The organism is Actinomycetota bacterium (genome assembly GCA_013152275.1).
Taxonomy (GTDB): domain Bacteria; phylum Actinomycetota; class Acidimicrobiia; order Spongiisociales; family UBA4744; genus BMS3Bbin01.
In genome coordinates this window covers 1-23,897 of record JAADGS010000071.1, presented here as the reverse complement: position 1 = coordinate 23,897, position 23,897 = coordinate 1, and the positions used below count along the sequence as shown (strand labels likewise).

Annotated in this window: 24 protein-coding genes and 1 tRNA gene; 13 read left to right on the top strand and 12 right to left on the bottom strand. The window is 63.9% G+C overall.

The genetic code is table 11. From position 1 onward, the window contains the following. The 3 genes from GXP34_11650 to obgE form a co-directional block, all read left to right on the top strand. Positions 1–222 (top strand): transferrin-binding protein (locus GXP34_11650; protein ID NOY56625.1); only part of this gene is annotated, 222 nt, incomplete at its 5' end. A 1-nt stretch (position 223) separates the two neighbouring features. Continuing rightward, complete coding sequence (gene rpmA, locus GXP34_11645; protein ID NOY56624.1) at positions 224–475, top strand: 50S ribosomal protein L27; 252 nt, start codon at positions 224–226, stop codon at positions 473–475. Positions 476–488: 13 nt separating this feature from the next. After that, positions 489–1,730: a GTPase ObgE gene (gene obgE / locus GXP34_11640; GenBank protein NOY56623.1), complete on the top strand. Its 1,242-nt coding sequence runs from the start codon at positions 489–491 to the stop codon at positions 1,728–1,730. A 174-nt stretch (positions 1,731–1,904) separates the two neighbouring features. On the opposite strand, the gene GXP34_11635 is transcribed toward obgE, so the two are convergent. From GXP34_11635 to GXP34_11620, 4 genes are all read right to left on the bottom strand, one after another. Beyond that, positions 1,905–2,450, bottom strand: a complete 546-nt coding sequence (locus GXP34_11635) for a hypothetical protein (protein ID NOY56622.1) — start codon at positions 2,448–2,450, stop codon at positions 1,905–1,907. Then, entirely contained in the window at positions 2,447–3,937 is a 1,491-nt protein-coding gene (locus tag GXP34_11630) for a TrkH family potassium uptake protein (GenBank protein ID NOY56621.1), read from the bottom strand. Before GXP34_11630 ends, GXP34_11635 begins: the two co-directional genes overlap by 4 nt. A 148-nt stretch (positions 3,938–4,085) precedes the next feature. Next, a complete protein-coding gene (locus tag GXP34_11625; GenBank protein NOY56620.1) occupies positions 4,086–4,748 on the bottom strand; it encodes a TrkA family potassium uptake protein in 663 nt (220 codons plus the stop codon). Next, positions 4,745–5,401: a hypothetical protein gene (locus GXP34_11620; protein ID NOY56619.1), complete on the bottom strand. Its 657-nt coding sequence runs from the start codon at positions 5,399–5,401 to the stop codon at positions 4,745–4,747. Before GXP34_11620 ends, GXP34_11625 begins: the two co-directional genes overlap by 4 nt. Positions 5,402–5,491: 90 nt before the next feature. On the opposite strand from GXP34_11620, the gene GXP34_11615 reads away from it, so the two are divergent. The 8 genes from GXP34_11615 (at position 5,492) to GXP34_11580 (ending at position 11,508) form a co-directional block, all read left to right on the top strand. After that, positions 5,492–6,370: a MoxR family ATPase gene (locus GXP34_11615; protein ID NOY56618.1), complete on the top strand. Its 879-nt coding sequence runs from the start codon at positions 5,492–5,494 to the stop codon at positions 6,368–6,370. Further along, positions 6,370–7,743 carry a VWA domain-containing protein gene (locus GXP34_11610; GenBank protein ID NOY56617.1) on the top strand — a complete coding sequence of 458 codons (1,374 nt, stop codon included), beginning with the start codon at positions 6,370–6,372 and terminating at the stop codon, positions 7,741–7,743. Before GXP34_11615 ends, GXP34_11610 begins: the two co-directional genes overlap by 1 nt. A 237-nt stretch (positions 7,744–7,980) precedes the next feature. Next, the gene (locus GXP34_11605) at positions 7,981–8,370 is read left to right on the top strand and encodes a response regulator (protein NOY56616.1); all 390 of its coding nucleotides are present in this window, start codon (positions 7,981–7,983) and stop codon (positions 8,368–8,370) included. A gap of 330 nt (positions 8,371–8,700) precedes the next feature. Beyond that, positions 8,701–9,162, top strand: a complete 462-nt coding sequence (locus tag GXP34_11600; GenBank protein NOY56615.1) for a M23 family metallopeptidase — start codon at positions 8,701–8,703, stop codon at positions 9,160–9,162. A 41-nt stretch (positions 9,163–9,203) separates the two neighbouring features. Next, a complete protein-coding gene (gene nadD, locus GXP34_11595; protein NOY56614.1) occupies positions 9,204–9,773 on the top strand; it encodes a nicotinate (nicotinamide) nucleotide adenylyltransferase in 570 nt (189 codons plus the stop codon). Beyond that, entirely contained in the window at positions 9,766–11,022 is a 1,257-nt protein-coding gene (locus GXP34_11590) for a LytR C-terminal domain-containing protein (protein ID NOY56613.1), read from the top strand. Before nadD ends, GXP34_11590 begins: the two co-directional genes overlap by 8 nt. A gap of 6 nt (positions 11,023–11,028) precedes the next feature. Beyond that, entirely contained in the window at positions 11,029–11,400 is a 372-nt protein-coding gene (rsfS, locus tag GXP34_11585) for a ribosome silencing factor (GenBank protein ID NOY56612.1), read from the top strand. A 31-nt stretch (positions 11,401–11,431) separates the two neighbouring features. Then, a tRNA-Ala gene (locus GXP34_11580) sits at positions 11,432–11,508 on the top strand. A 19-nt stretch (positions 11,509–11,527) separates the two neighbouring features. Here the strand turns inward: GXP34_11580 and GXP34_11575 are convergent. Both GXP34_11575 and GXP34_11570 read right to left on the bottom strand, forming a co-directional pair. Then, positions 11,528–11,728 (bottom strand): hypothetical protein, encoded by a 201-nt coding sequence (locus GXP34_11575; GenBank protein ID NOY56611.1) that lies wholly within the window; start codon positions 11,726–11,728, stop codon positions 11,528–11,530. After that, positions 11,707–12,177 carry a GNAT family N-acetyltransferase gene (locus GXP34_11570; protein ID NOY56610.1) on the bottom strand — a complete coding sequence of 157 codons (471 nt, stop codon included), beginning with the start codon at positions 12,175–12,177 and terminating at the stop codon, positions 11,707–11,709. The genes GXP34_11575 and GXP34_11570 overlap by 22 nt, the downstream gene beginning before the upstream one ends. Before the next feature lie 219 nt (positions 12,178–12,396). On the opposite strand from GXP34_11570, the gene GXP34_11565 reads away from it, so the two are divergent. Both GXP34_11565 and GXP34_11560 read left to right on the top strand, forming a co-directional pair. Beyond that, positions 12,397–13,299: a hypothetical protein gene (locus tag GXP34_11565; protein NOY56609.1), complete on the top strand. Its 903-nt coding sequence runs from the start codon at positions 12,397–12,399 to the stop codon at positions 13,297–13,299. 65 nt (positions 13,300–13,364) lie between these two features. Beyond that, complete coding sequence (locus GXP34_11560; GenBank protein ID NOY56608.1) at positions 13,365–13,679, top strand: GntR family transcriptional regulator; 315 nt, start codon at positions 13,365–13,367, stop codon at positions 13,677–13,679. 278 nt (positions 13,680–13,957) lie between these two features. Here GXP34_11560 and GXP34_11555 read toward each other — a convergent pair whose 3' ends face one another. From GXP34_11555 to GXP34_11530, 6 genes are all read right to left on the bottom strand, one after another. Further along, positions 13,958–14,467, bottom strand: coding sequence for an NUDIX domain-containing protein (locus GXP34_11555; GenBank protein NOY56607.1), 510 nt, complete (start codon positions 14,465–14,467; stop codon positions 13,958–13,960). A gap of 152 nt (positions 14,468–14,619) precedes the next feature. Beyond that, positions 14,620–15,513 carry a nucleotidyl transferase AbiEii/AbiGii toxin family protein gene (locus GXP34_11550; GenBank protein NOY56606.1) on the bottom strand — a complete coding sequence of 298 codons (894 nt, stop codon included), beginning with the start codon at positions 15,511–15,513 and terminating at the stop codon, positions 14,620–14,622. Beyond that, positions 15,513–16,250 (bottom strand): hypothetical protein, encoded by a 738-nt coding sequence (locus GXP34_11545; GenBank protein ID NOY56605.1) that lies wholly within the window; start codon positions 16,248–16,250, stop codon positions 15,513–15,515. Before GXP34_11545 ends, GXP34_11550 begins: the two co-directional genes overlap by 1 nt. 368 nt (positions 16,251–16,618) lie before the next feature. Continuing rightward, positions 16,619–17,578 carry an NAD(P)-dependent alcohol dehydrogenase gene (locus tag GXP34_11540; GenBank protein ID NOY56604.1) on the bottom strand — a complete coding sequence of 320 codons (960 nt, stop codon included), beginning with the start codon at positions 17,576–17,578 and terminating at the stop codon, positions 16,619–16,621. A gap of 366 nt (positions 17,579–17,944) precedes the next feature. Beyond that, positions 17,945–19,867 carry a DUF885 domain-containing protein gene (locus GXP34_11535; GenBank protein ID NOY56603.1) on the bottom strand — a complete coding sequence of 641 codons (1,923 nt, stop codon included), beginning with the start codon at positions 19,865–19,867 and terminating at the stop codon, positions 17,945–17,947. Between the two features lie 131 nt (positions 19,868–19,998). Continuing rightward, positions 19,999–23,897: PKD domain-containing protein (locus tag GXP34_11530; GenBank protein NOY56602.1), on the bottom strand; the 3,899-nt coding region annotated here is incomplete at its 5' end.

Sequence of the window (23,897 nt, the reverse complement as noted above, 5' to 3'; positions counted from 1 at the left end):
GGGATCGAGACACCCGAGAAGACGGCCAAGGCCGACGAGGCGAAGAAGGCCGACGAGGCGAAGACGCCCGAGACGGCGGCGGAGGTCACCGGGATCGAGACGTCCGAGACGGCGGCGGAGGTTACCGGGATCGAGACACCCGAGAAGACGGCCAAGGCCGACGAGGCGAAGAAGGCCGACGAGGCGAAGAAGGCCGAGACGGCCCCGCCAGAGGAGAAGTGACATGTCCAAGACGAAAGCAGGAGGGTCGTCGAAGAACGGTCGGGATTCGGCCGCCCAACGACTCGGACCGAAGGTCTTTGATGGACAGGTAGTGTCTGCGGGTGCCATCATCGTGCGGCAGCGCGGGACTCGAATTCATCCCGGCGACAACGTTGGACGCGGTGGTGACGACACACTGTTCGCGACGGCGGACGGTATCGTAAAATACGGTCGGCGGAACGGGCGGAGACTGGTCCACATCCTCACCGACTGAAGGGGAGGAACCCGTGTTCATCGACAGAGTTCGGGTTCGCGTTCGTGCCGGCGACGGGGGTGCAGGCGTCGTCAGTTTCCAAAGGATGCGAGGCAAGCCGCGTGGTCGCGCCATCGGTGGCTCTGGGGGCGCCGGCGGCAACGTCATCCTCAGGGCGGACGAATCGGTGGCGACACTGCTCGTGTACCGGAGGCATCCTCATCATCGGGCCGGCGACGGTACCCACGGTCAGGGCGATCTGCGAGCGGGAAGACGAGGCGAAGACCTCGTACTCCTGGTTCCCTGTGGTACGACCGTCAGAGATCAACACGGCACACTGCTCGCCGACCTCGTGCAAGACGGCCAAGAAGTCGTCGTCCTGGAGGGCGGAAGGGGCGGCAGGGGAAATGCGGCACTCGTCGATCCTGCACATCGCGCTCCCACCTACTGTGAACAGGGGGAATACGGCGAGGAGGCGTGGCTCGAGTTCGAGCTGAAGCTCGTCGCGGACGCCGCGCTCGTGGGTTTTCCCAACGCGGGCAAGAGCACACTCATCTCGGTCGTGTCGGCAGCACGGCCGAAGATCGCCGACTATCCATTTACGACACTTCAGCCAAACCTCGGTGTCGTGTCCGTCGACGATCGCGAGTTCGTGCTCGCCGACATTCCGGGTCTGATCGAAGGAGCGTCGGACGGCAAGGGCCTCGGTCATGAGTTCTTGCGGCATGTCGAGCGATCCCGTGTGCTCGTGTTGCTGCTCGACCCGTCCGCGCTGCAACCGGTGTCGGCGGAGGAGCAGTTGGAGATCCTGATCCGTGAGCTGACCAGTTACTCGGCGGACCTGGCCCGGCGCCCCAGGCTCGTCGTCATGAACAAGATCGATCTCCCCGAGAGCCGGGAGGCGCTGGCCGCTTTCGACGTCTCACCGTTCGCGATCTCGGCCGTGACCGGCGAGGGGATTCCGACCTTGCTTCACGCCATCGCCGACGAGATCGAGCACGCGGCGCACGTGGGTGAAGATCGGGAAGGCTATGAGCTGCACCGTCCGATCGGGCCCGGTTTCACCGTGCGAAGAGAGGAAGGGGTCTGGATCGTGGACGGAAGGGATGCCGAGCGTGCCATCGGGTTTCACGATTTGACCATTCCGGAGGCGGCCGATCTCGCTGCGAAGCGCCTCAGGCGTCTCGGCGTCGACGATGCACTTCGAGATGCGGGTGCGAAGTCGGGGGACGACGTGCGGATCGGCGACCTGGTTTTCGAGTTCGAAGACGAGTAGGAACCCGCCGAGCGACGCCGGGGCGTCAAGGGACGGCGGATCACGTCACACGCGTATGCCGTCCTTCGTCATCTCGTATCGAACGTGACGTCGATGAGGGATCGCGGGGCGACCACGGCGGCCGGCTTCGGTACGAGCCCTGATCGGGCACACGAAGACGACCGGTGCCGCCTGCTACTCCTTGGCTCTGACCGCGGCGCCGAAGACGAGCAGAGCCGCGGCGGCGATCGCCAGCAGGAGGCCGACGACCACCACGGCGGGCCGGGTGTTCTCGCCGACAGGGTACCCCTGCTTGACGACCTCGAGGGACTCGACCTCCAGGTAGCTCTCTCCACCCCGACCGGGATCGTGGTAGCGCCATGTGCCCGTGGCACTCACGATCGGACCGACTCGGTTGTACCGTCCTGGCGGATCGAGCGAGACGAAGAACGCCTTGTCTGCGTGGATGCCGATACCGGTGTTCGCCCCGCGCAGGCTTCCACCGGCACGCAACGGCGAGAGGGCGTATGCGTCGTCATTGAGTTGTGCCCAGACGGTGCCGTCATCTCGGAAGCCGTAGTCACCGATGAGCTCTCCGGAGATCGTGACCTGTTTCCCGTCGAAGGCTGCGGGGTTTGCGATCAGCTGCGCGCCGCTCACGGTGGCCGTGGCCGCCAGGGCGGGAGAGGCGACGAGCAGCAGCAGGGCGACGATGAGCAGGAGAGCGAACGTGCGCATCATTTCCCTCTCACCAGCGACCATGCGAATCCGATGAGGGCGAAGATTGCGATGAACTCGAGCCGGCCGGCCCACATCTGGAAGGCGTAGGTCAGTTTGAGTGCCGCGGGCATGGAGGGAGTCGTGACACCGACCGAAAGGCCGACGTTCGCCGCCGCGCTCACCGATTCGAACAGTGCTTGCTGGAGAGGGATGCCGACTGCGAGCGCGATGCCGGCACCCAAGATGTACAGGGCCACATAGAGCAAGGAGATGGCCATGACGGCCTGTTTGAGATTGTCGGTGAGGGTCCTGGGGCCGTTCTGCCAGAAGCGGTGAGAGATCACGGCTCCCTCGGGCAACAGCACCTGTTTGACCTGTGCTCCGATGGAGCGCAGTACCAGGCCGACCCGAAGCGACTTGACTCCGCCGGCCGTCGACGAGGCCATTCCTCCGAGGGCCATCGCGATCGTCATTCCTCCGAATGCCAACCCACCCCACATGGCCAGTTCCTTGGAGGGGACCGTCGAGAAGCCGGTACCCGTGTGCGCGGAAAGCACTTGGAAGAAGCTCTGGCGCCCGAGTCCGGCAATGCTGCGGTAGGTGCCTGCCATCGCGAGTCCGATCTGTGTGATGATCAGCGTCCCTGCGAACGTGAGCAGGATCGTCTTCGTCTCGAGGTTGCCGAGCACCGACCTGCGACGCCACAGTGCGAAGTGGACCCCAAAGCTCATCGCTCCGGCGACCATGAGCACGGCCACGACCATTTCGAACGGTGCCGAGTGGTAGTAGGCGATGCTGGTGCTCTGTGGAGCAAAACCGCCGGTGTCGAACGCTGCCATGAAGATCGTCGCACCGTGATAGAAGGACCGGAGCGCCCCGAACCCGAGGTCCAGGTACGCGACGAGTGAGAGGGCGGCGATGCCCGCCACGCCGTTCAGGATGGAGACGAGCCAGATGAACCTGGCCGTGGAGCGTACGGAAGGGAAGATCTGGTCGTCCCTGGCTTCCCCGTAGTAGAGGGTTGCGGTGCCTGCTCCCGAGAAGAGACTGAGCGCCGCGATGATGATTCCCTGGCCGCCCAGGAAGTGGAGGACGTGTCTCCAGATGACCATCGAGGATGCCATGTGATCGAGGTCCTGGACGAGGGTCAGCCCTGTGGTCGTGATACCGCTCATGGCGTCGAAGAAGGCATCCAGCCAGCCGGCGAAGTGGCCCGACAGTGCCAGCGGGACGGCTCCGACGATGGGAACGATCAACCAGATCAGTGCCACGACGACCATCCCGTGGCTCCAGTCCAAGCGGTCCTTCTGTGGGCGCAGAATGAGTCCGAGGGCACCGAGTACCGCGTACAGACCAACCATCACGAGGAAATCCGCCGCCGGAGCCCACTCACGGGCGGCCAGTGCCCAGGCGAGAGGGATCAGTCCGGCGACAGCCGAGATGAGCAGCATCCGGGCGACGTTGTAGCCGATGAGTTTCAGGTCGTCCTGGGTTGGTCGCAACAGCATCAGCGAAAGAGTGCGATGATCACGGCTGCGGTTATCAAGGACATCGCGAAGAGAAGCACGGCAACGCCAAACTCGATGGCGAGTGTCGCCAGCGCTCCGGTGACGTTCTCATACACCCTTCGAACCACCGCAGGCCTCGGACGGAATGTCACTGGTCCGACCCCGCGCCGAGAGCTTCTCGGAGTTCGTCTTCCTCGGGAAGCGTCGTGACGGCCAGCACCCTGTCTCCGGGCCGCAGCTCTGTGGCACCGTGGGGAATGAACACCTCGTCCTCACGAAGCAAGGCCACGAGGACGGTCTTGGGCGGCAGGGCTGCCTTGCTCACGGGCCGGATCGGAGTTCCATCGGGGATGTCGACCTCGACGAGGCTGAGTTCACCTCGTGCGAGGAGCGTTACCCTTTCCAGCTTCTCGACCTCGAGCTGTACCTCTCGAGAGATGACCTGCACGATCATGTCGGTCACGGCAACGACAGGAACCCTGAGCGCCGCGAACGTGGGGGCATTCGTCGGGTCGTTCAGCCGTGCGATGACATGCTTTGCACCCAAAGTCTTGGCAAGCTGACAAGCGACGAGATTGTCCTCGTCTTTGCCTGTGACAGCGACGACCCAGTCGGCTCGTGCGGCATTCGCCTTGTTGAGTACCTGGACTTCCGTGCCGTCACCGATGATGACGAGAACATTGGACGTATCCCCGAGTCGCTGACCTTTCGGCTTGCTCCGTTCGACCACGGTGACCGTGTGCCCCTCTTTCCTGAGGGCCTTGCCGAGATACCCGCCGACTTTTCCCCCTCCGACCACGATGGCTCTCATCGGTCGACCTCCTCGAGGTACCTGTGCAGCTTGTGGCCGACTCCCTGACGTGCGGCCGCCGTCAGGAGATCTCCCTGGCGCAGCAGAAAATCATCCTGGGGGATGAGCGTCGTGTCCCCCCGGCGGACGGCGGCAACCCTGAGACGTCCCGTCACCTCGAACTCGGCAACCGACATGCCGTCGGCTCGCTTGCCCAGGTGTATGTCGACAATCTCGACCTCTCCGGTCTCAAAGGTCAGGTGGAAGTCGAACTCCTTTTCGATGACCTTCTTGAACATCACCCGAGAGACGAGGCGAGACGCCGGAACGTAGTCGATGTCGAGTTCCTGATAGGCAGGTTCCCGGAATAGATCGTCGAGGCGGGCAATGGTCGTCGGGACCATGAAGACCTGTTTCGCCAGTTGTACGGACATGAGGTTGGCGTTGTCGGAATTGGTGACGGCGATGAACGCGTCGGCGTATTCGATGCCCGCCTCTCGCAAGGTTTGCACGTCGTACGCCAAGCCGTGGTGGACCGAGCCGTTGAACGTGGAGCCGAGCAGTTCGAGGGCGGACTTGTCCACGTCGACGACCGACACGTCATGGCCTTTGTCGGCGAACGCGTGGGCGAGATCCCCTCCAACACGGCCGCTGCCTGCAATCACGATTCTCATGCCGGAGCAATGATAGGTTGTCCGGCTCCAGGCACGGCGTTGTGGGCCGGCGCGGCCGGTACACTCGCCGGGAGCCCTGGAGGAGACACGATGACCGACGGACCGAGCGGACTCGGTGACGCGGCAGAAGTCAAGGAGGCGCTCCGGCGCCAGAACTACCTTGCCGATGATCGGATCGCCCAGGTCGTCTTTCTCGCCGATCGTCTGGACAAACCGATTCTGGTCGAGGGCCCTGCCGGTGTCGGCAAGACCGAACTGGCCAAGGCGCTCGCCGCGGCTTCGGGGAGGGCGCTGATCCGCCTGCAGTGTTACGAGGGGCTCGACGAATCGAAGGCACTCTACGAGTGGAACTACAAGAAGCAGCTGCTGCGGATCCAGGCGGGGGAGAACAAGGCCTGGGAGGAAATCGAAGGCGACATCTTCTCTGAGGAATTCCTGCTGACGAGACCTCTGCTGGAGGCGATTCGGTCTCCAGAACCTGTTGTATTGCTCATCGACGAGATCGATCGTGTGGAAGTCGAGACCGAGGCGCTGCTCCTCGAGGTGCTCTCCGAGTTCCAGGTGTCGATCCCGGAACTCGGGACGATCACCGCTCGTACCCAGCCGATGGTCGTGCTGACTTCCAACAACACCCGAGAACTCTCCGAGGCGTTGAAACGGCGGTGCCTCTTCCTGCATATCGACTACCCGTCCGTCGAGCGTGAGAAAGAGATCCTGCTGGCCCGCGTACCCGAACTGCCGGCTTACCTTGCCGATCAGGTGTCCAGGCTGGTGCACAGCATTCGGAGCATCCAGGTTCGCAAGCCGCCGTCGATCTCGGAGTCTCTCGACTGGGCCCGGACCTTGCTCGCTCTGGGAGTTCGAACCCTCGACAATGCGATCGTGCGAGACACGCTCCATGTGCTGTTGAAGTACCAGACCGACATCGAGAAGGTGACGGACGACTTCCGATCCGACGCGGAAGGCTGATGTTCCTCGACGTGCTCACCGGCTTCATCCAGGAGCTGCGCGCCGCGGGTGTCCCCGTCTCGATGGTCGAGGCCATCGATTCGATGGAGGCAATTCGCCAGATCGACCTCGTCGATCGGGGTGCACTGAAGACCGCGCTCAGCGCCACGCTGGTGAAGAACTTCCGTCACTACGGGGCGTTCGAGACCGCATTCGAGACCTACTTCGCTCTCGATCGTGCAACACCGGAAGAAACCGAGCCCGAACACGAGACTCCGCCGGGTGCCCCGTCGGGAGCAGGCGGCGGGAGCCTCATGGATGCGTTGACGGCCGCTCTCGACAGCGGCGACGCTGCTCTGTTGCGTGCCCTTGCACAGTACGCGGTTCGTCGTTTCGCAGGGATGGAAGCAGGCAGGCCGGTCGGTGGGACGTACTATCTGTACCGGGCGCTTCGCCCCTTCGACCTCGACGGGGCCGTCGAACGTCTTGTCGAGAATGCTGGAGAGCGAGGGTTGACCGCCATCGAGGAGCGGTTGTTGCGAGAGGCCCTTCAGGCTCGGGTGGGCGAGTTCCGTGAACAGGTGCAGGCTGAGGTGCGGCGCCGCCTGGTCGCCGATCGAGGAAGAGAAGCCGTTGCGATCACCCTGCGGGTGACACCGCTCGAGGACAGGGATCTCATGCACGCAACGCGCGATGAGTTGCAGGGCATCGAGAGGGCACTGCATCCACTCACCCGCAAGCTCGCAGCCCGGTTGGCAGAGCGACGAAAGAGAGGTCGCGTCGGCCGGCTCGATTTCCGTCGGACGGTGCGTCGATCGCTGTCCACGGGCGGGGTGCCGCTGGAGCCCAAGTTTCGTGTCCGGAAGCCCTCCCGGCCCGACATCATGCTGTTGTCCGACATCAGCGGATCGATGGCCACATTCGCACGCTTCACGCTGCAGTTCGTGTATGCGATGGCGGCGCAGTTCTCACGTCTCCGTTCCTTCGCGTTCATCGACGGTCTCGATGAGGTGACGGGGTTCTTCTCTCCGGGTGTCGACTTCGAGGATGCCGTGTCACGCCTGCACGAAGAGGCCGAGGTGCTGTGGTTCGACGGTCACTCCGATTATGGGCATTCCCTGGAGATCTTCTGGGAGCGATACGGCAGTGAGGTGACCTCCAGGTCGACGGTGATCGTTGCGGGCGATGCTCGCACGAACTACCGGGATCCGAGGCCCGACCTGCTCGCCGACATTGCCGCATCGGCGCGCTCGGTGTACTGGCTGAATCCGGAGCCGAGAGCGTATTGGAACACGGGGGACTCGGTCATGAGGGTCTACGAGCCGTTCAGCCGGGCATTCGAGGTGAGGACGCTTCGACAGCTCGGAAGGTTCGTGGAGCAGGTGACGAACTAGTCATCGGTTTCCAGCTGCGGGTTTGCCGTCACCACCAGAGCCGCGACGCTCGCCCCGCGGTTTCACACCGATGCTCGTCACGATACGAAGCGCCGAATACGAGATACCGGCAGCGCGCGACGTCGGCCCGGACCCCGGCCTGGACGCCGGCTTGGACGCCGGCGAGCAATGAAACCCGTTAAGGGTCGTACGGCTGCTGCCGATGAACGGTGCAAGACTTCAAGAAGGAGTGTCAACGTGAGTCGCCGCGTGCTGGTCGTCGAAGATTCGGCGGTGATCCGTCGCCTCATCGAGGTGTGCCTCCGCCCGGCCGATCTCGAGGTCGTGATGCGAGAGGATGGGCCCGGCGCTCTCGAGGCTGCGCTGAGTGAGAGTCCGGATCTCATGGTCTTGGACATCGGTCTTCCCGAGATGGACGGTTGGGAGGTCCTCGATCGGCTTCGTTCCGATCCGAGGACTCGGTCACTTCCGGTGTTGGTGCTCACGGCTCATGCAGAGGAGGAGTCTCGTCGGCGTGCAGACGAAAGCGGTGCCGACGGTTTCATCACCAAGCCGTTCCAGCCGGACGAACTGCGCCAAGAGATCCTCCGAATCGTTGCCGAACAGTCCGTCGGCCACGTCGTCTGAGCGCTCGGGAGCTGTCTGCCGAGTGACGCCCGTCCGTTGATTCGTGGCTGTGCGTGTTGCATCTCGTATTCGGTACTTCGTATTTCGTACTTCGCATCGCGACCGGCATCGGTGCAGTGTCGCGGGGCGAGCGTCGTGGCTCTCAAGTAACAAAGCGCAATCGCGCACTGCGCCGAAGGGCGATGCACGGCCGTCGAGATGCGTGCCATGCATCCCTCGGCAGTCTCCACGGTCGTCGCCTGAGACTCGACATCGTCCCCCTTCCCTTCACCGGCTCCGACACGTACCGTTTACCTCGTGGTCGCACGGGAGGGAGCGAAGAGGTGCTCCATGCTGCGAAGCCTGTTGGTGGGTGTCATCGTTCTCGCCGGCGCCGTGCCCGGCGTTCCGTGCGGGGATGCGATCGCCTCGCCCGTCGGTCGGGTCGTTCGCACGTTCGCGCCCGTCGGTTCCTACGCGGGTCATTGGGGCGTCGACTTGGCCATGGAGAGGGGCAGCGCGGTTCGTGCGGTGGCGGATGGGACCGTGACCTTCGCGAATGTGGTGGCCGGAGTTCGCACCGTGACCATCTTCCACGGCGGTTCCCTTCGCACGTCGTATTCGTATCTTCTCGCAATCACCGTCGCACCAGGGGACCGACTGCACGCAGGGGATGTGCTGGGGGAGAGCGGGACGGATCATGGCGTCGGTGCTCTTCATCTCTCCGCGAGGGTTGGGACTCGCTACATCGATCCGGCACTGGTGTTGTCGTGCAGCAGGGGTAGCTTGCGTCTGGTGCCGCTCGATCGGTAACACGTGCACCATCGTCTGTTCTGTCGCCTATGCTTTCGGTCGTGCGTAGGGGCTTGCTTGGCGGGACATTCGATCCTCCTCATATAGCGCATCTCGTCGCGGGCGAGGTCGCCTATCGCGATCTCGAACTGGATGTCGTCACTTTCCTTCCGGCCGGCCACCCGTGGCAGAAGGCCGGTGACTCGATGACGTCACCGGAAGATCGCTGGGAGATGACCCGGCTCGCGGTCGAAGGTGTCTCCTACTTCGAAGCCGACGACCGCGAAGTCCGTAGGAGTGGCTGGACCTACACGTTCGAGACCCTCACCGAGTTTCCCGATGATGAAGAGCTGTTCCTCATCCTCGGCTCGGATGCCGCGCAAGGAATCACGACGTGGCATCGTTGGGAGGAGGTGCTCGAACGAGCCGATCTTGCCGTCGCACCAAGGCCGGGCACCTCGAGGGAGGACATCGAACGTGTGGTACCCCGGTCTTTCACCTGGCTGGATATGCCCACGCTCGATGTGAGCGGGACCATGCTTCGGGAGCGTGCGGGTTCCGGTCTCTCGATCCGCTTCATGGTTCGCGAGAACGTCTGGCAGTACATCAACCGGCAAGGTCTGTATGGGTGATCATCGCAAACTGCGCCGTGCTCGCGGGCTGGTCGTGCGCGTGGGGGGAGGCAGGCGACGTAGGAGCGGACTGCTGGAAGATCAGGCATCTCCCAGGGAGCTGAACCGTGCGGCCCGGAGGGCTGTGCGCGGCGAGGCGCGCAGAAGGATCCTGTTCGCTTCTCTCGGCGCCGTCATCCTGATCGCTGCGGCGGTCGCCGTCTCACTTATCGTCATCTCTCGGCCCACGGCGGGTCCCGCAGGTGAGGCCCCCCCGCCGGCGTCGGGAGCGTCGGTGCTCATCGCCGTGACGGGCGATGGCGGCAGGGCAGTGTCCCTGGCGCTGATCGGCGCGGATCCGGACGGAGCGTTGATCGCGCTCTTCCCTCCGGGCCTGCTGACCGTACTTCCCGGTTTCGGCGATCGGCAGATCAGCGACTCGACCCGGTTCGGTGCGGCGAATCTTCCCGAGTTGACCGTATCGAATCTGCTGGGTGTCCGGGTGGACGGGAGCGTGCAGATCACAGCGGGGGAACTCACCGCGCTCCTGGGATCGGGCCTCGACGTCGACCTGACATCGCCGCTCGTGGTCGAGGTCGGCTCGGGCGAAGTCGTCGCGATGGATGTCGGGTCGGCCCTTCGATCACAGGATGATGTCGAACGGATCCTCACGGAGCAGGGGACGGGAACCCAGCTCGAATGGCTCGATCGTCAAGGGTCGGTCTGGAGAGCGATCTTTTCCCGGATGGCCTCGCAGCCGGCTCTGGTCGATCAGTTGGTCAGCCGTGTTCTCGGTGACCCGGCCTTGGCGCGTCAGGCGCTGCTCGGCGCCGTCCAGTCGAAGGAACTGCAACTGACAGCCGTGCCGGTCGAACGTATCGAGCGTGCAGGGGGTGACTCGGAGATGTACCAGATCGGCGGAGACGCGGCCGCCGCTTTCGCCTCCGGGCGTTTCGCGTACCTGCAGTTCACTGCAAAGACCCGACCTCGTGTGGAAGTGCTCAATGGGAACGGCCGGATAGGCACGACCCGTCCGGTGGCGGCGGCGCTCATCCGCCACGGGTTCCGAATCGTTCGCACCGACAACGCCGACAAGAGCACCTATGCCGAGACTCGGATCATCGCGCAGGGACGGGAGCATCAGCAGGCCGCTCTCGATGCCAGAAAGGTGCTGGGAAGGGGAGAGGTCGTCGTCGAGGTTCGTCAACCCAGTGGAGTTGTGGATCTCACTATCATTGTGGGGCAGGACATTCCCGCAGAGGAGGTATGAGCGATCATCGAGCCTAGGAATGACAGTCGACAGCTTGCCCGCCTCGTCGCGCAAGTGATCGACGCCAAGAAAGGTATCGACGTCGTCCTTCTCGATGTCTCCAAGCTCCTGTGGATCACCGACGTGTTCGTGATCGCTTCAGGCACGTCCAACCGTCATGTGCAGAGCCTTGCCGACGAGGTCGAGTTCAGGTTGCAGGACGAGGGTCGGCGTCCGTTGCGCAGAGAAGGGCGCAAGGAAGCAGAGTGGGTGCTTCTCGACTATGGGGATGTGGTCGTCCATCTGTTCCAACCGGCGACCCGTGAGTACTTCAGCCTCGAGCGGCTCTGGGGCGATGCGCCCCGCGTGGAATGGGAGCCCGCGCCGACCGAAGCTTGAGCACGTCCTGGTACACTCCACGTCCGCACTTGGGGCTGTAGCTCAGCTCGGCAGAGCACTTGCATGGCATGCAAGGGGTCAGGGGTTCAAATCCCCTCAGCTCCACCACCCCCGTTCTCGTGACGCTTCACGGGAATAATCCCATCGAAGCGTCACGAGAACGGGAGGTTCGAGCCGTCTTGAGGGCATTGGCGGCCTCCCGATCCTGGCCCGTGGGCACGCGCACGGAGACGTCGTAGGTCGTGTGGATCGAGGCATGTCCGAGGCGCTGGGAGACGACGTACGGGTCCTCGAACCGTTCTCGGCTCAGAGAGGCTTGGTGAGCCACTCGGTCACGACCGTACAGTCGGCGGAGGCGAGCATGGTCCGTTTGGGTGTGTCGTTCGGGCCGCAAGTCACGACGATCTGTGTAGCGCCCCGGGCTCGTGCCATCTCGGTGATCGCGTCCAGCAGGGCACGTCCGACGGACGGCCACGCGTCGGCTTTGTTCACCATGAAGTCGTCCACCAAGCAGGTCTTGCCGCCGGGGTCGTAGACAGGAGGCGGGTCGACGAGCATTCCGATGGCGAAGCCGGTGGCTTCGTTGCCATCGTCGTAGACGAGGGAGATCACTTCCTCGGACTCGATCAGGTTGGCGATGAAGGGAGCATGCTTCTCACGGGCATCGGCCGCCGGTTTGTGGAAGGCGGGGTTGTACTCGGCGTACTGTGCACGCTTGCGCGCTGCCAAGTCCACGATCGCATTGACGTCGGCGCTACCTGCGTCTCGAATGCTCACCACGCCACCATAGTGACCGAAGCAGCCTGCGGATTGGGCTGCCGCACAGACCCACGCTCGGGCGGATCTTTGTCCTCGAGGTCTCTCCAACCCTTTCGCCAGAGTCTCGGAAAACCCGCGACAGTCCGTTCAGGAGCCTCGAACTGCAAGGAGGGGGCGCCGGAACCGCAGGTCGGTCGTTGTTGCGATTGCATTGATGATCTGATACATTAATACAATATGTGGAGTCCGATCGACGGCCTGAGATGGCCAGGTTTCTGGGTGTATGTGCTGGTGTGGGTGGTGCTGCCGGTGGGGATCGCCGTGTGGCGGGTCAGGAGTACCGGGAGGAAACAAGCCGAGCAGTGGCTCGCCGCCTGCGGGATCGTGCCTATCGAGAGGCTCGTTCCGGCGGCGATCGAGTATGTCCGATGGACCAGATCATGGCGCAGCGCGGGATTCGTTGTCGGGTGGTTGGTGGCCGGCATCGGGCCTGTCATCACGGGAAACGCGCGGACCGACTGGTTCTCTGGGGGATTGCAGTGGGTTGTCGTGGTCGTCGGCTACCTGTTGGGAGCAGTGGTGGGAGAGCTTCTCCGGCCACGGCCCCTGAGCGGTGGGGCACAGCTCATCTGGCGTCGGCCGACAGATGCGATTCCTCGCTGGGGGTCATTGCTCAGTGCTGCCGCGCTCGTCGTTGGCCTGGCCGTGGCCTGGTTCGGCAAGCTTGGCGATATCGATCACGCAGTGACACCCCTCGAACCGCCGGCGGATTGGATCATCTGGATCGCGACGGTGACGATCGCGTTCGTTGGTTGGGTCGGCATCATGTTCATCATGCGGAGACCGCTGCGCGGCGTCGACAAGGCCGAGCTGTGGCTGGAAGAGGCGCGTCGCTCGACATCGGTTCGAGCGATTGCTGGGGCAACGACGGCCGCGACGTTCCTGTCGGCGATCACGCTGGTGGCGGCGTTGCCGCTGCTCACCTACCCGAACGATTCCACGTGGAGGGACCTGGTCTTCGGTGTCGGTCTGACCGTCGTCGGGCCAGCGCTCGGCTTTGTGGTTTTTGGAGCTATGGCTGATCTCGCGTCGCCCCATCCGGCGTCAGCGCGCGGGCGGTCGGAGGCGGAGATCTTGTGATCATCGCGATCGATCAACACGATCCCACGCCTCCCTTTGAACAGATCCGGAGGCAGATCGCCGTCATGGCAGCCTCGGGCGTGTTGTCCCAGGGGCACCGGCTCCCGCCGGTGCGGCAACTGGCCCGGGATCTCGGGGTGGCACCCAACACGGTGGCCCGCGCGTACCGCGAACTGGAGCAGGCGGGCTGGATCATCACCCGGGGGCGGCACGGCTCGTATGTGTCCTCGCCGCCGGTGGCGCTCCCGTCGGCAGAGCGCCTCATGAGCGACGCCATCGATCGTCTGATGACCACGGCCGCGCAGCTCGGATTCGAGCCGGAGGCGGTTGTCGAGATGGTGGCCGACCGCCTCCACAGTCAGGTCGCTGTGACGGCCTAAGACCTGCCAGGTTCGCGCCGAGCGCACCGACGAGTACGCCGGAGAACGCGATCTCGTGGTGGAGGATTGCGGGAGTAGTCGCGCCCGGGTTGCATCCAGGGCAACGGCTTTTTCTCTATCCGGGCATTCGAAGAGGTGTCCGTAGACGCCGTAGGTGGTCCGGATCGAGGCGTACCCGAGACGTTGGGAAATCACGCAGGGGTCCTCTCCGGCGGTGATGAAGGGGGCCGCGTGGGCATGGAGGTCGTGGAATGCAGGCCGATCTGCGGTGTGCCAGTTCACCCCTTTCGATCGATCCCGGCGTGTGGGGCTAAAGCAAGCGCTCGTTGCAGAATGATCCGCATGCCGTGTGAGTCACCGCGGTACTCGTTCAGGAACTCCTCGATCGAAACGATTCGACGCCCTGAGGACTCGTGCTCCGTGCTCACGGGACGGAAGCCGACGACCATGCCGACGTAGTTCAGCATGTAGGTGAGACGAGAAGGTCCGAAGTAATCCGATTCGATCACCGAAGCCAGCGCGAGTGGCCCCAACTCGATTCCCGCTTCCTCGAGTGCCTCTCTTCGTACGGTTGCCTCGACCGATGCATCCTCGACGACGACATGTCCGCCGGGAAGGTCGATTCCACGATCGAGTGCGGCAGCCACGATCCTGCCGTCAGGCAGGAGCGGAACGACAGCGGCACTGGTTACTGCCGCCGGCTCGTATGGGGCCTCTGGACCGAGGTAGTTACAGGTGAACTCGCGTCCGTCCAGGGAGACTCGGACAACGTCCTCGCTTGCGGCCATCGGTAACCACCGTTCCCTTCGGGACGTTGCATGTCCCCACGTTGGGGCCATGCTAGGAACGCAGCACGCCGCGACACCGCCGCATGCCAGACCTACGGCCGGCGCTCGAGTTCACGTAACACGCGCTCCGGAACATGGATCGCCGTGCCGCTCTACTTCCAGCTACCACCCTTCGGGTCCCACGTGCCCGTGGCGGTGTCGTGGAAGAGTGGGTCGAGGAACGGTGTCACGATGGCGAGTGCCTCGTCCAGAGTGAGTGCTGTGTCCAGCAACGATCGGCCGGCCTCCGCCGCGTAGCCCCTTTCCCAGAGGTCACGATCGGGAACGGAGAAGGCATTCGGCAGGTCGATGCCGCGCCGGTCGGCCTCCGAACGAAGCGCGATGTATTGCTGTTCAGCCTCGACCGATGCCTCCGAGAGGATGGCGACGAGGTCTACGAGATCCTTGTATCTGGTCGACGGGACGTGTCCAGTGCCGTAGGTCTGCAGGATGGCAGCCACCTTGTCGGCGATGTGATCGACGAGCGGATAGACGACATAGCCGTGCTGTTCGAGGCCCGGTATCGCAACACGGGCGAGCGCCGGCACCCATTCGGGCTGTCCGGTGAGGCGGATCTCGGGTCCAACAATGTCGACACGAAAGCTGCACCAGTCCGTCGTGCCGATCGAGGCCGTGACCGGCAGGCGGACACCTTCCGCGCCGCCCGAGAGCGTATGCCTCGCTCCGATCTCGAACCGGAACCAGTCTCCGATGTCCTGGGTCACTGCCTGTCGCAACTCGGCTTCGGCCACCTCGAGGGCAGCGGATCGGTAGAGGTCGACATCGATCGTTCCCCGCACGCCGAGGTCGCGGGCCAGGAGTGCGGTTGCGCCTTTCACGATCCAGCCGTCGTCGACGAGGTACAGCCGTTCGAGCAACCGGTCGTAAGCGATCTGCCGCTGGAGCTGCGGTAGCGACCAGGGGCTGGACTTCGCTATGTCGCGCAGCTTGTCAGTCAAGGCACGGCGAAACGCGGCCGGGCTGCCGTACGATCGATTGGCGGCCATCACAGGGTCCTGGCAGCGGGTGATGCCGGCGGAGACCCGGAGTGTCTCTTTTCGGTGATGTCGGATCTCGCCTCGTGGATCCACTGTGCCGTGTCGGGATCTCCGACGAGGTCGAGCAGCCAGCGGAGGAGTGCGGGCCCGTCACCGCGTCGGAGACCGAACCGGGCGGCGAGAGGAGCAAGCGCCTCGGCGAACGTACCGGGGTATTCGTGGCCGCCTCTGATGGCATCGGCGATCACGGTGGCTACCGCTTCGGGGTCCTCGCGGTCCCTCAGGAGGTCGACGGCGATGCGAGACGGCCTGGTGACCGGAAGGCCGCGAAGCTCGGTCCAATCGTGCCTGGCGACCGGACGCTGATGGAGCCGGACGTCGGCCCTCCGCGTCTGTCGTCTCGAAGGCAGTGTGAACTCATGGATGTCCGCCGGGAGATGCCCGAGCCCGTACAGCGCCGAGGCGGAGCGGTGCGACACGACTCCTTGGTCTGAAGTGCGGTCCCACGCCGGGACGTCAGGGGCGAGCTGGAGCCAGGCAGCACGCAGCGCTACATGATCCGGCAGGGGAGCTCCCGCGAGGTGGTACACCCCGTGGGCCACTCGTTCGAGGATCGACCCGTCCGCCGCCAGACGGTCGAACGTGGATCGCGGCACGCCGGCCTTTTCGGCCTGTCGGCGGGTGACGAGACCCCACTGATCCTCGGCGAGTTCTGCAAGGCGACGAAGCGTGCTAGACCGGGCCATAGCTGCATAATACCTCATTATTGGGGGAAAATGAAGTATCTATCTGCACTTACTACTGCAATATCTATCATTTGCGGAGGTCAATGCAGTAGTCACCTGAATGTGGGCGCAAGTGAGGAACAACGCCGGACCCTGGGGAGTCTGCAGAAGCGTACAAGCATGGGGCGCGGCTCGATCTCTTGCGCTCAGGGCCCGATCGAAACGACCGCGGATCCGGTCAGAGTTCGCGGAGGATTCTCGACAGATCGGGCCCGGGCCGCCTCGGGGGGCGTCGGCGGCCTCCCGATCCCGGCCGCGCAGCGCTTCTCCGACAGCGTGCGACAGATCGCAGGATCGGCCGGTGTGAGACCCCGTTCATCGGATTCTCGCTAGACGGTGATCACGACATTGCCGATCTTCTGGCCCGTCTCGACGTACTGATATGCATCGACGATCTGGTCCAGCGGATACCGCCTGTCGATCACCGGCTTGAACTCTCCCGATTCGATGAGCCGTTTGAGGTAGGTGATTCCCTCGGGGTCGCGACGCGGAACAATGAACATGAGCTTCCTGCCGCGGAACAGGGGCGTGATGAGCGCCAGGATCGGGCCGTGCCAGAGGATCCCGACATCCGATGAGATGTAGATCCCGCGGGGTTTCAGCAGGCGCCGGCATCGACGGAAGGAGCTCTTGCCGACCGCATCGATGACCAGGTCGTACCTCTGCTCATCCTGTGTGAAGTCTGTGGTCTGGTAGTCGATGACCCTGTCTGCGCCCAAGCTCTCGACCTGGGCTACGTGGGCAGTGCCACAGACCGCGGTCACAGTGGCGCCGAGGCTCTTGGCGATCTGGACCGCCGCCGAGCCGATGGCTCCGGTTGCGCCGTAGATGAGGACGTCGTGTCCATTTCGGACTTCTGCGCTCCGCAGCATGCCCAGCGCGTAGTGAGAGCCTTCGGTGCTGGGAGCAGCCTCCTCGAACGTCGAGTCTGTGGGGATGCGCGCAATCAAGCGCTCGGCTTGGATGGTCATGTATTCGGCGTGAGCGCCGAATGTGCCCTCGCAGTAGCCACACACCCTGTCACCCAACCTGTAGGAGGTGACGTCTGTGCCTACCGCCACGACTTCTCCGGCAAATTCGGTTCCGAGGATGGCGACCTTCGGGTGCCGGAGCCCGCTGAAGAACCTGATGAGGAACGGGGCACCTGCGCGGTAGCCGCAGTCCGTCCGGTTGACGGTGGTAGCACCAACCTTGATCAGTAGCTCGTCGTCTCCGGCCGTCGGTCTGTCGACTTCCTCGAGCTGCACGACTTCCGGCGGGCCGTACCTGGTGCGAACTGCTGCCTTCATCAGTGGACGGAGCGTAGTGGCCGGTTCCCGCCGGGGACAACGCCCCGGTTATCACAGCTGGGTCGGCGGGGATTGAGGGTCGTGTGACTCCGTAGGATCTTCGTCATGCCACAACCTCGGTCCTCTCTGCGACAGGAGTCGCCCCCGAAGTGTCGGCCGACCTGCTCGGGCGCGTAGACACGCGGATGGTGTTCCGGCATTATCGGCATCCGATCACCCCGATGATTGATGTCGCCGCAGTTCACCTCGAGGATGCCCTCGATGATTGAGCGCAATGGTGCCAACCACCCCCGTTCTCGTGACGCTTCACGGGAATAATCCCATCGAACCGTCACGAGAACGGCAAGGTGGGTTGGTGCAAGGCTGTCAGCGGGCCTTGCCGGCGATGTACTCGTCGATGCGGCGCTCGAGAACATCCAGAGGGATGCTGCCACCACCGAGCACGACATCGTGGAACTCGGCGATGTCAAAATCGTCACCGAGAGCATCGGCCGCCTTCTCGCGCAGGCGGAGTATCTCCTGCTGGCCGATCATGTAGCCGGTCGCCTGCGCAGGAACGACCACATAGCGCTCGACTTCATGAGCCCAGGTCGGAACGTAACGGTTCATGTAGCCCTGGGCTTTCTGCCTCGTCCATCCCATCGAATGGATGCCCGTGTCGGTCACGAGGCGGACCGCTCGCAGCAGCTCCAGCTCGAGGCGACCGATATCTCCGTACGGGTCGTCCTCATACAGACCCATCTCCGAGGCGAGCTTTTCGGCGTAGAGGGCCCAGCCCTCAGCGTACGCGTTGTACTGGTAGTAGCGGCGGAACGACGGCAGATCGAGTTCTTGGGCGAGGGCTATCTGCAGGTGGTGGCCGGGCACGGTCTCATGGTATGTGATCGTCGGCATGGTGTAGGTGGGGATCCGACCGCCGGTCACGCCCGCATGAAAGACCCCTGGGCGGATCCCGTCGACAGATGCCGGCATGTAGAAGCCACCTGCGCCGACCTGCTCGGGGACGACGATCACCTCAGCTTTCGGAAGGAGGTCGAAGTACTTGGGACTCCGGCGTTCGGCCTCGTCGATGAGTGCCTCGAACGTTTCCAGGACCTGCCGGCGACCGTCCGCGGTACTGCCGCTCAGGAAGCCGGCTTCCTCTGCCGCCCGCTTTCGCAGCGGGCCGAGGCCGACGTCTTGGGGATAGCCGAGATCGTCGAAGACCGCCCGCATCTCGGTGCGGACACGCTCCACGGCTTCGAGACCGATCTGATGGATCTCCTCTGGGCTCAGGTCCGTGGAGGTCTGATTACGAAGCAGGTACGCGTAGTAGGCGTCGCCATCGGGAAGCCGCCACACACCGGCGTCGTTGGTGGTGAGCGGCTCGATCGAGTTGAGATGATCGATGAGGGCGAGCCATGCGGGCACGAACGACTCGGCCACCGCCGTGCGCGCCTCGGTCAGGAGACGGTCGTGGTCGGTGGCGTCGAGCTCGTCTATCTTCTCGATCTTGTCTCGAAACACCGTGAACAGTGGAAGGGTGTCGGCGCGGATGGATTCGAGGGTTGGTGAGCTGGAACCAAGATCGTTTCTCAGGGTTCGAAGGGTTCTGAGAAGGATGAAACGCGGCGGAACGACGCCCAGATCCCGGCGGATCTCGAGGCCTTCGAGGAGCTGGCCGACCTGCGTGTGGATCTGCTTCAGCCGGGAGATGTAGTCCTCGGCGTCGCCTTTTGTCGCCATGGGCTGATCTTCGGTGAAGAGACGGAGCAGGTTGTCGTTGTAGCTGGTGAGGAAGTAGTGGACCGGGTAGTCGTGGTACATGAACTCGTGTCCGCGTACCAACTCGTCCAAGTACCACTCGTACACGTCGTAGGAGGTTTGCTCTTCCGGCGACAGGGCATCGCGGTCATAGGCGTGAAGCAGTTCCAGGATCGCCGATTCCAGATTCTGCGTCTGACGGACATACGAGTCCGAGAGGTCGTTGAGGCGATCGTTGCCAAGCCCGTACCGATCTGCCACACCGAGGGAGGTGAGGAACTCCGGATCTCTGGAGATGAGTCGCCCGTAGGATGTCTCGAGGAACTCGGCGAAAGGCAGGTCGGCCAGACCTTCCACGAGGTCGCCGATCGGGGGGACGGTTGTTGACGTCGGCGCAGGGGCCGCTGTTGTCGTGGTGGTGGCCGGGGCAGTGGTCGTGGTGGTGGCCGTCGTGTTGCCGACCGAGCTCGTGCGGACACATCCGGCTGCAACGGCGGAGACGACTGCGACTGCGCACAGACGCAGGATGACGGACCGTCGAGACATGCACACTCCTGGGCGTGAGGTTTGAGACTAGACGTGGTCCATCGACGACCGCCCGTTCTCGTGACGCTTCACGGGAATAATCCCATCGAACCGTCACGAGAACGGGGGTGGAGAGTCCGCGTCGCCGCCGGTCAGGGCGCTGTCCCGGTGGTGTTGATGAAGCTGTCCACCAGCGCCGTGTGGGCGGGAGCGGTGCCGTCGGGGAAGTTGCCTGCGAACACCCCGACCGCGGTAACCGTGATCGGCTGTGTGAAGCTCACCCGCTGCGTCCAGGCAGTTCCATTCGTTGATGTGGAATAGGTCCAGGTCTGTCCGGTCCGATTGACACGGAACCACATGGGAGCGCTCAACGGCACCACCGTGTCGAGCTGGGTGGTGACGCTGCTGCCGTCGATGAACGCCGAGAAGACGTGCACGCTTCCCGAGTACGAATAGACGTCGAAACGCAGGAACCGGGTGGGCGACTCTTCCACCAGGATGCCTTGGCCCTGGTACGTCGACGTGACCGTTGAGTCGAACTTCGCCACCACTTCGAAGTCGGTGTCGTTGGCGGCCTGCATGGCTCGAACGGTCGTGTTGCCGCCCGACCAGGGGTCGTGAGCCGGTCCGGCCCCCACCGACAGCTCCAAATGTCCACCGGTCACGGTGATGCCGCCATCTCCGAGCGGGTCGAAGGTGCTCCAGACGGATGTGTCGAGGGAGGTTCCGTTGAACTCGTCGGAGACGAGTCCTGACGGGTCGATACCCGCCGATTGGGTGGTGAAGGTGTAGTCGGGAGAGATGGCCGTGTTGGCCGACCCGTCGGTGGAGATGACCCGGTAGTGGTATGTCGTGTCGGGGTCGAGTCCGGTCGCTTGAAGACTATGCGCCGTCTTCAGCGTCGGATCCTGCGAGGAGCCCAGCGAGTAATCGCCGCTGGCCGGACCCCACTCGAGTCGGCTTGCAGCTGCTTCATCGGTGGCCCAGGAGACGGTTGCCGAGATGTCGGTAGTGCTCGCCGTGACGCCGCTGATCACCGGGGGGTCGACATCGACGACGGCGGTGATGGTGACGTCGCCGAACGTGGCATCGACGTGATGGGCTACCAGCAGCACCGATCCGTTCTGCGGATCCGTGAGGGCCTCCTGGTCGGTGAGGTCCCATCCGGCGGGCTCCGCTTGTGACTGGTTCCACACCTTGAGGCTGTAGAGCGCGCCCCCGGCGTTGGACTCGACCCGCATCTTGTAGATGTAGGTCTCACCGATGGTGAGCGTGCGGGACGTGTCCTCGGCTTCGAGCGTTCCCTCATTGCCCATGATCTGTAGCGACTCGGTTCCGCCGGCCCGCCAGCGCTGCATGCCGAAGGCACCCATCGGGTACCAGCCCCAGGTCGGTTGGCTGCCGTCCCAGTCGTCGTGGCCGTCCCAGCGCATCAGGACTCCCAGTGCCGGCCCGTAGCTGGGTCCCGTGGACCAGTCGTAGCTGGTGTCCAGCCCGTTGAGGGTGACCGGCACGGTGATCTCATAGTCGGTCCAGGTGACGTCGCCGATGTCGATGAGCCGGTCGTAGCCGAGCTCCAGCGGCCGGACTCCCTGTGCGCTCAGTTCCCACTTGCCGTCCACGACCTGAGCGACATCCTGGATGACGGAGGCGGTGGACCACACGATCGAGTAGGGGAGCGCCCACGTCACTCCGGGGGTCCAGTTCACCGTTACCGTCTCGGTGGCGGTGATGCCGCCCGTGTCGATCGCGGTGATGACGACCGTATTGTCGCCCGAGTTCAAGTCGGACGTGGCTATCTGGGCGTTGAAGTCGCCGGGCATGAGTAGGCGGCGGGTGTCGGGTCCCATCGACATGGTCTGGTCGGGACCGCCGTTGAGGCTGAACGTCAGGGTGGCGACACCGTCCGGATCCTGCACGTTGCCGAGGATGTCGACCCACACCTGCGGCCGGCCCAGATGCCCGAAGCGCTGGTTGGCGCCATACCAGATGTCGATGACCGGAGCGGAGTCCGCCTCGGTCGTGAAGGTGAGGTCGCCGGAGGTGGCAGTGTTGGCCGATCCGTCGGTGGAGATGACCCGGTAGTGGTAGGTGGTGGCGGGGTCGAGGCCGATGGCATCCAGGCTGTGGGAGGTCTTGGGAGTGAGATCCTCGGCAGAACCGAGCGTGTAAACGCCGGTGGCGGTGCCCCATTCCAGGCGGCTGGTCGCAACTTCGTCGGTGGTCCATGTGACCGTTGCCGAGTTCATCGTCGTGATGGCACCGATTCCGGAGATGACCGGCGGGTTGGTGTCGGGGCTGGTGACGGAGATGGTGACGGTGGCGGTCGAAGAAGCCCCGAGGTCGTCTGTGACGGTCAACTGGGCGGTGAAGTCGCCGGAAGCCGTATAGGTGTGGGTCACCAGGTCGCCGACGGCGGAGTTCCCGTCCCCGAAGTCCCATTCGTAGGAGACGATGCTTCCGTCGTCAGAGGATCCCCGTCCGTCGAAATCCACCGTGAGCGGCACGAGCCCGGTGGTGGTGTTGGTGACGATATCGGCCACGGGTCGGATATTCAGCTCGGGGGTGCCGCTGTTGAGCCACAGATCGACACGGGGTGTGTCCCAGTTGAAGGGCTTGTCGAGAATGTCGATATCGCCGTCGGCGTCGAGATCTCCCAGTCTCGATTCATGATTACCGAAGCCGGTGGCGACGATCGTGGTCGCAAACCGCCCGGTTCCGTCACCGAGGAGTACCCACATGCGCGCCCCCGGGTTTCCGCTGTCGATGCGCATCTCCGCGAGGAAGATATCCAGGAAGCCGTCTCCATTGATGTCGCCGATGTCGAGGGTGTGGACATCGGTGAGGTTGTCGAGGAGGGTGTATTCCTGCCACGCGGTGCCGTCCCACTGATGCCAGCGCAGACGGCCTACACCCTGATGCTCCACCGTGACGACTTCGGGGCGTCCTCCGGGGATCAGCTGGCCGACGGCCACCCGCAGGTTGGGCACTGGGTCGATCACATTGGGCGTGTAGCTGGTACCGCCGTTGTGCTTGAACCACATGCCGCCACCGACGATGTCGACCTTGCCGTCGAGGTCGATGTCGGCCGTGGCGAGCCCGTAGCGTGTGGTGCCGGAGTAGGAGTAGATCTGGGTGTGCACCCAGGGTTGAGTGGTGAGCGGGTCGGCGGGGATTTCCGCCAGTTGCAGGGCGGAGCCGCCTCGGTCCCAGAAAGCCATCTCCAGAGCCCCGTCACCATCGAAATCACCGAAGATCTGATCGTGCAGGTAGGTGAAGCTACTGGAGGAAGCCAGCACGCGTCTGGTCCATCCCACACCCGACGTGTAGTCGGGGTAGGGATTCTCCCACCACCACACCTGGCTGTCGGGTACGTCTCCTCCCATGACAATGTCCGGATCTCCGTCACCGTCGATGTCGGCGAAGGCACCGCCGGCTTCGATCATGAGTCCGCCAGTTTCGATTACGTGCTCGGTCCAGCCGGTGCTACTGCGCTCGAACCAGACCAGCGAAGGGCCCGGAGGGCGGCCGGCGATCACGAAGTCGAGGTCACCATCCTTGTCGACATCCAGCACGAGTGAGGCGGTCTGTGCAGAGGACGTCGACGGCGTGGGCAACTCGCCGGTGGCGCTGGAGTAGTGGGTCCAGGAGGGAATCGCGCCGAGAATGGCCACCGTCTCGGGAAGGGAAGTGTTTCCGGCGTCGTCGGAGGCGACCACCACGAGTTCATAGACCGGGTTGGCAGAGAAGTCGAGTGGACCGGCGACGGTGATCACACCGTCTGCTGCGACGTCGAACACGGTTGAGCCGTTGCCGCCGGTGACGGTGAAGCCGGCAACACCGACGTTGTCGGAGGCGGTGATCGTGCCTACCGGGGTCCCGATGCCTGCGTTGCCGGCGGCCGCGAATGCCTGTGAAGGGTCGATTACCGGATCCGTTACGTCGGGTCCCGTCGGAATGGTGCAGCCTGCGTCGTAGTTTTGGGTGATCTCGGTGGGGGTGAGGGCTTTGTCGTAGAGGGCGACGAGGCAGAAGGTGCCGAGCCAGGGGC

Coding starts and splice junctions, on each gene's coding strand:
- GXP34_11535 (NOY56603.1), bottom strand. CDS start 19,867: ATGTCTCGACGGTCCGTCATCCTGCGTCTGTGCGCAGTCGCAGTCGTC.
- GXP34_11540 (NOY56604.1), bottom strand. CDS start 17,578: ATGAAGGCAGCAGTTCGCACCAGGTACGGCCCGCCGGAAGTCGTGCAG.
- GXP34_11545 (NOY56605.1), bottom strand. CDS start 16,250: ATGGCCCGGTCTAGCACGCTTCGTCGCCTTGCAGAACTCGCCGAGGAT.
- GXP34_11565 (NOY56609.1), top strand. CDS start 12,397: ATGTGGAGTCCGATCGACGGCCTGAGATGGCCAGGTTTCTGGGTGTAT.
- GXP34_11600 (NOY56615.1), top strand. CDS start 8,701: ATGCTGCGAAGCCTGTTGGTGGGTGTCATCGTTCTCGCCGGCGCCGTG.
- GXP34_11630 (NOY56621.1), bottom strand. CDS start 3,937: ATGCTGTTGCGACCAACCCAGGACGACCTGAAACTCATCGGCTACAAC.
- GXP34_11625 (NOY56620.1), bottom strand. CDS start 4,748: ATGAGAGCCATCGTGGTCGGAGGGGGAAAAGTCGGCGGGTATCTCGGC.
- GXP34_11560 (NOY56608.1), top strand. CDS start 13,365: ATGGCAGCCTCGGGCGTGTTGTCCCAGGGGCACCGGCTCCCGCCGGTG.
- rpmA (NOY56624.1), top strand. CDS start 224: ATGTCCAAGACGAAAGCAGGAGGGTCGTCGAAGAACGGTCGGGATTCG.
- GXP34_11620 (NOY56619.1), bottom strand. CDS start 5,401: ATGAGAATCGTGATTGCAGGCAGCGGCCGTGTTGGAGGGGATCTCGCC.
- GXP34_11635 (NOY56622.1), bottom strand. CDS start 2,450: ATGATGCGCACGTTCGCTCTCCTGCTCATCGTCGCCCTGCTGCTGCTC.
- GXP34_11555 (NOY56607.1), bottom strand. CDS start 14,467: ATGGCCGCAAGCGAGGACGTTGTCCGAGTCTCCCTGGACGGACGCGAG.
- GXP34_11550 (NOY56606.1), bottom strand. CDS start 15,513: ATGGCCGCCAATCGATCGTACGGCAGCCCGGCCGCGTTTCGCCGTGCC.
- GXP34_11610 (NOY56617.1), top strand. CDS start 6,370: ATGTTCCTCGACGTGCTCACCGGCTTCATCCAGGAGCTGCGCGCCGCG.
- GXP34_11615 (NOY56618.1), top strand. CDS start 5,492: ATGACCGACGGACCGAGCGGACTCGGTGACGCGGCAGAAGTCAAGGAG.
- GXP34_11590 (NOY56613.1), top strand. CDS start 9,766: ATGGGTGATCATCGCAAACTGCGCCGTGCTCGCGGGCTGGTCGTGCGC.